The organism is Enterobacter sp. 725m/11, from assembly GCF_011683705.1.
In the GTDB taxonomy this organism is placed as follows: Bacteria; Pseudomonadota; Gammaproteobacteria; order Enterobacterales; family Enterobacteriaceae; genus Enterobacter; species Enterobacter bugandensis.
In genome coordinates, this window is record NZ_JAAQOK010000089.1 from 1 (window position 1) to 6135 (window position 6135).

The 6135-nt window shown below is 54.5% G+C and carries 3 protein-coding genes and 3 pseudogenes; 1 reads left to right on the forward strand and 5 read right to left on the reverse strand.

Going from position 1 to position 6135, the window contains the following annotated elements; all coding sequences use genetic code 11:
• A pseudogene (locus HBA26_RS22255) lies at nucleotides 1–266 on the reverse strand (RHS repeat protein); the annotation flags it as partial.
• Between the two features lie 125 nt (nucleotides 267–391).
• Between HBA26_RS22255 and HBA26_RS23015 the strand changes: the two are divergent.
• Nucleotides 392–478 (forward strand): annotated as a pseudogene (locus HBA26_RS23015) (hypothetical protein); the annotation flags it as partial.
• 57 nt (nucleotides 479–535) lie between these two features.
• Here the strand turns inward: HBA26_RS23015 and HBA26_RS22260 are convergent.
• From HBA26_RS22260 to HBA26_RS22275, 4 genes and pseudogenes are all read right to left on the reverse strand, one after another.
• The gene (locus HBA26_RS22260; RefSeq protein WP_126325868.1) at nucleotides 536–979 is read right to left on the reverse strand and encodes a DUF6386 family protein; all 444 of its coding nucleotides are present in this window, start codon (nucleotides 977–979) and stop codon (nucleotides 536–538) included.
• 8 nt (nucleotides 980–987) lie between these two features.
• Nucleotides 988–1230 (reverse strand): hypothetical protein, encoded by a 243-nt coding sequence (locus HBA26_RS22265; protein ID WP_166721054.1) that lies wholly within the window; start codon nucleotides 1228–1230, stop codon nucleotides 988–990.
• A 577-nt stretch (nucleotides 1231–1807) separates the two neighbouring features.
• Nucleotides 1808–2239, reverse strand: coding sequence for an immunity 26/phosphotriesterase HocA family protein (locus HBA26_RS22270; protein ID WP_126346178.1), 432 nt, complete (start codon nucleotides 2237–2239; stop codon nucleotides 1808–1810).
• 419 nt (nucleotides 2240–2658) lie between these two features.
• A pseudogene (locus HBA26_RS22275) lies at nucleotides 2659–6096 on the reverse strand (RHS repeat-associated core domain-containing protein); the annotation flags it as partial.
• Nucleotides 6097–6135 lie beyond the last annotated feature (39 nt).

The window sequence follows — 6135 nt, forward strand, 5'->3', positions numbered from 1 at the left end:
TGCCAGCGAATGCCGTTCAGCTGCGTCAGGCGGTTGTGCGTGACCTTCTCAGCAGAGCCTTCAAGCGGGTTACCGGCAGCATCCCAGCGCCTCTGCTCCTGTCCGGGCAGCGTGCCGTCCTGAACAAGCAGATGCCCAGCGCTGTCGTACTGCCAGCGGTACAAGCCGAACGGGTTATCGTCCCGCTCTTCCCGCACCAGGTTCTTACGGTAGTCGTAATCCCTGCGGCGGGACCAGCGGCGCGGCGACGGCACCTGGCATTGCAAGTAAAAACGTCCCGGCGATGCGGTCGCCCAAGGCGGTCTTACTCGCTACGGGGATCAGCCGCCACTGGGGGCTTTACTCAGGGTAGAGTTATTCGTCGCGAGTATACTGACAGCTTATTGAAGACAAGGGTAAGCAAGGCGCGAAAAAAGCAAGCAAGATGCGTGCAGAAGGAAAAAAGAATAGTGTTAAAAATGGCTACGTAGTGAACTAATTAATTATTTAACATTTTTTTGGATGAAAAAATCCACGCCAGGGCTTGGATTTTCATTCAGAGACAAACACCCTCTTCTAATGAGTTTTCAGTAAACGTTGCTTTTGTAAAGGAAATTAGCACATCTGAACCATGCTTTTTATATTTAACCTCGTAACTACCTGGTTTTAAAGTAATAAACTCGCCTGAAATAGCATCTGAATCATCTGGCTCCAGATCTCCGCCAGTGACATCCTCTCCCGCCCCTATGAAAACCTTTCCAGTAGGTACGTTTAAAAATAACGATCCGGTATATTCACCAATGTCACTTTTAATATCAACTTTATAATTACCATCATCTCCAAGATTGAGAAATAATACATTCCCTTTATTTATTTCTTCAACTTCATCTTCTGGAAGACTCCACCAATCTGCATCATCATTAATCCTATGCTTTAATGACATCAAATCATAAATTACTAATGTGGCAGTATCCGTCTGTATATTAATAGATTTATTCATTTTACCCGCTATTGAAATATTATTTCACTGATAGCATCTCCGTGCTGATGCCCCGCCTTTCTGCCTGCATTTTTCAAAGAACTACCGACACTTTTATTAATAGTTTCATTCAGCATTTGTAATCTTTGTGTAGGCGAACCTCCAACAATTAAATCAACAGGATGATCAGCGTTTAACTTACTTAGATCAGATGCTGAACCAAACATTTTTTCAAAGCGTGCAGAAACAGCCTGCCTGTAAGAACTTTGCAAAGATGAAATCCTAACCTCATGGGGGCCAGGAGACCAAACTAACTCTCATCTTTGAGCCGCTCGGTTTAAGGCATTCATTTTTTCATAAACTGTCTTTCGAGGAATTTTCTCTCAGTTGATGACAGCTGTGCTGCTTAAAATCTTCGGTTTATTGACAGTTAAGCGGGTACCTCCAGAACACCTACTCAACCCCCACGGATCCACCTACCCCAGCGCATTCGGCGCATACTGGTAAAGGTTTATCCCCCCGCCAGCCCTACCGGGTCCTGCTGCGTAAACCGTCCGCTGTCGGGTCATAATACTATAACAAATTGTAGTGCAGACCTCACGGGTTGTAGTGGTAGCGGGTCAGCCCTTCCACCGTAGTGCAGACGACCGACTGCCCTTTCCCGCTCCGGGCGAAGGTATGAATATTAATATCCAGATCTGCGGGACAAACTTGTGGCTATTCTTCTCCAGCATGTATTGTTGCAATATTATTTGGCCATACACTCATAAAAACTTGTGAATTTATTAAAGCTGTTAATGAGCTGCTGTTGTATGAAAACTAGCAGGGGAAGCTCCCTTCCCCTGATGATCAAATATTTATTAGAACATTGTCGACAAGCTCAAAGCCTGAAACTCCCATAGTTATGTAATTAGGATATTCAGCAACAGACAAACGCCTGATTTCCTCCTCCCCATCATATAAGCCACCAGCATAATTAAATATTTTTAATTGTTTTTTTTCTTCTGTGAGATCAGCATGACCAATAATTTTCCAAATGCCTTTGCTAATATTTTGGTTGCCAGTGAACAGAACCTTCATCTCTTTGCCAAATTTTTCAAAAGATAGAGGTGTTAGTGAACTGTTCTCTTTAAACTCCTCCGTATCCTGTATTGATAAAATACAGAAGCCTAATGCTTGCTTAAACTTTTGCTTTGGAGCAAAAACAACTTGGCAAATCGCATACTTCCCATTACTCATCGGAATGACAAAGATGTCACCCTCTTTATATTTTACTTTCATAAGCCATTCCCTTTCAGAATTGATAACGCATCTTTCAATACTTCCCCTCCCCAATCACTACTATGGCCTGCAATATCATATTTGCTAGCGTTTGGGTTATTAGGGCTATATGACCTGATTTTATTGAGGAGATTTGTTAAAGAGTTTGTTGACTTAGCTCCACCATTAAGATCCATAATCCTTTGTTCCAAGAATTTAGCTTCCGCTTTGGTCAAATTATTATCAAATATGGTCAACTGTTCCAAATGTGATTTACCCGGTGTATTCGCATGGCTATTCAAACGTGCTGGAGCATCCCCACGTCCTACATAGATAATATTCTTTCCATCGTGTAGCACATACAACCCTTGACCATTTACGGGATCATAATGTTTGCCTGTGCCTCCAGCCCTTCGAGTGGATGGTAACCCCTTACAAGGTGTAAGACCTAAAGGATCTGTCCAAACTATAGGATTAGGAGCATAGCTGTAAAGATTTAATCCGCCGTTTAACCCTATCGGGTCCTGCTGCGTAAACCGTCCGCAGTCCGGGTCATAATACCGGAACAGATTGTAGTGCAGCCCTGTCTCACGGTCCAGGTATTGCCCCTGCATGCGCAGGTTCTGAGAATATCCTGATACCTGCGTCTCGCTTTCCCGCAGCAGCTTGCCCCAGGCGCTGTTCACGCCTTCCCAGCGCACCTGCCCTTCGATATCCGTCATCCGTTCCGGCGTGCCGTTGGGCTGGCAGTGGAACCAGAAGATCTCCGGGTCATCAGCGCCGTCAATACGCGCCAGCGGGTCGTAGCTGTCCTGATCGCTGTAAACGTAGGTCAGCGGCACATCCCCGTGAACTTCCTGCAGCAGGCGGAACCCTTCCCAGACAAATCGGGTGGTGACCGGCTTACCGGTTGGCTGGCCGCCCAGCATCTGGCGGCGCGTTTTGATGATGCGTCGCCCGAGCGGATCGTAGCGGAAGCTGACCTGAGTCTGCGGCCTGTTGCGATCCCGCGGCTGGCTGATGACCTCCGTCAGGCGATGTTCGCCATCGTAGCGGTAGTGCCAGCGGGTCTGGCCGTTATCCTTCTCAACGGTGCGGCCGTGGATGTCATAGCGCCAGCGAATGCCATTCAGTTGCGTCAGGCGGTTGTGCGTGACCTTCTCAGCAGATCCTTCGAGCGGGTTACCGGCAGCATCCCAGTGCCACTGCTCCTGACCGGGCAGCGTGCCGTCCTGAACCAGCAGCCGGCCTGCGCTGTCGTACTGCCAGCGGTACCAGCTGAACGGGTTATCGTCCCGCTCTTCGCGAACCAGGTTATTACGGTAATCGTAATCCCAGCGGCGGGACCAGCGGCGCGGCGACGGGCGCTGGGCGTTGCCGGTAAAGACGTCCCGCCGATGCAGTCGGCCCAGGCGGTCGTATTCGCTGCGGGTGGTCAACAGCCCCTGCGTGCGGCTGGTTTCACGGTGAAGCTCGTCGCGGGTAAAGTCGGAGACCGAGAGCTTATCGAGGGCAATGCTGAGCAGATGCCCGCTGCCGTAGTAGAACTGTTTCAGCTCGCGGCCATCGGGCAGCGTGACGGAAGTGCGGTTGCCCAGCGCATCATATCCCCACGCCAGCTCACCATGCTCGCCCGCTTCGCGCGTCACGCGGCCGAGCGCGTCATACTCAAAGGCGAGCTCCTGCGCCGCCTCGGTGCTCCAGGCATCGGCTGAAAGCGCCGGATGCAGCCCAATGCGGCTTAACAGCCCGGACGGCGTGTAGTGGTAGCGGGTCTGCCCTTCTGGCGTGGTGCGGGCGACCAGCTGGCCGCTCGCGCTCCAGTCGAAAGCGTGAGTGATAGCTTCCGGATGACCGGCGGCAAAGGTGCGCGCAATCGTGCGTCCGCAGGCGTCATAGCGATACTGTGAGGCCACGCCATCAAGCCCTACCTCTTCCAGCAGCAGCGAGTCAGCGCCCCAGCGGAACTGGTACGCTTCGCCGTTCTCGTTTTCCAGGGCAATCAGACGCCCGCGGCTGTCCCAGCGGCGACGGACCTCTTCGCCCTGCGTATTACGGGTGGCGGTTAAGCGCCCCGCCTCATCGTATCTGAACTCACTTTCTTTCCCGTCGGCGCCCGCGTGCCTCACCGGCAGGCCACGTTCGTTCCATTTAAGCGACTCAGTCCAGCCTTCCGGGCGATCGAGCTGCACCGGGCGCCCTGCGGCGTCGTAGCGGTAGCGCGTCTCTTCACCGTCGGCGCCTGTCTCAGCCACCAGCCAGCCCAGCGGATGATAGCGATAGCGGGTAACACGCCCGGAACAGTCCGTCGAACGGACAATCTGCCCGGCCTCGTTGTACTCCTGATAGCGGCTGTTGCCTGCGGCATCGACCTCTTCCACAACCTGGCCAAACTCGTCCCGGCGCAGCTTCGTGGTCTGCCCCAGCGGATCCACCACGCGCTTCAGCCCGTGGTGTTCGTCGTACCAGAAGCGGGTGGCGCTGCCGTCGGCTTCGATAATGGCCGAGGGAAGCGCGCGGTGCTCCAGCCAGGTGGTGGTGCGGGTATTGCCGTCGGCGTCGGTCTCCTGAACCCGGTTGCCCATCTCGTCGTAAACGAAGGTGACGACGTTGCCGAGCGGATCGATACGGCGCGTCAGAAGCTCGTTATCGTCCCACTCGTAGCGCCAGTTTTCACCGCGCTCGTCGACGTAGCGCACAATCAGATTCTGTGCGTTCCAGTAGTGGCGTCGCGTCTGGCCGTCGTAGTGCTCGACGGTCGTCAGCCCCGCGTCTAAATCGTAGCTAAAGCGGCAGCCATCGCCGGTGCTGGTGCGGTTTTCCACCACGCGCCAGTGATCGAATTGTTTCCAGCGGTATTCGCTCTCCAGCCCCCCCGGCAAGCGGTGCCAGACCATCAGGCCGTGGTCGTTGTAACGGTATTCACGCGTCACCACGCCGGAGGCATCCGTCGCGCTCGCCAGCTGGCCGCGCGCATCGTAGCCCCACTGCATCAGCGGCCAGGTTTGGTTGCCGTCGAAATGGCTGGCTGCGGTAACCCGCTGCGGGAAACGTTCATCCTCATAGCGGAGGGTGACGTCTATCGCCCGCGGCTCGTCGTGAAGACCAACCAGCCTGCCGTGCTCGTCCCACGCCGTCAGCAGCGCGTTGCCGTATTCATCGCTGAGGGAGGCCAGACGCAGGATTGAGGGGTTCGCCCGGGTGGGTTTATACAGACGCCACACCGCGCCGTCGTCGTCGGCAATCGCCACGTCGCCGTTCTCATTGCGGCGGATAATGATGCCTTCGCTGATGCTGTAAAACGCGCGGTCGACCGGCGGCAGCTCGAAGCTCAGCTCGCGCCCGGTTTCATCGAACCAGGTCGCATTGTTATCTTCCAGCGAGAGATAGCTGTCAAAGGTCGTTGCCCAGCCCAGGCCGAACAGCCCTTCGCGGGTGGTCAGGCTGTTATAGCTGCGCTGCCAGCGCAGCGGGAAGCGCCCCGGCAGCGAGAAATCGAGCTCGTCGTCGTCATTCAGCACCTTCACGCCGGTGGCGGCGTGAACCGGGTGCGAGGAGCCGAACACGGCGTTGACCGCCATATCCGCCAGCATCCCGCCGCCAGCCGCCGCCAGCGCGCAGGGCATGTTTTTCAGGATCTTGCCCGGACGCCCGCGCAGCAGGGAGAGCGCAATCATCCCCAGCGCCAGACCCGGCGTTTTACCGCTTTTGATATCGCGGACCGTGAGCGTGTCCCCGCCGATGATCACGTTAGGAGAGACATCGTCGGAAACGGTGCCTTCGCAGGTGGTGCGATCTTTCGCGCGCACCGCAGGCTGGCCGTTGATGAAAACGCTTTTGGAGCCTTCCGCCAGATACTGCGGCCCGGAGTGTTTTTCACCTGTCTCTTATACACATCTGACGCTGCCGACGACGGA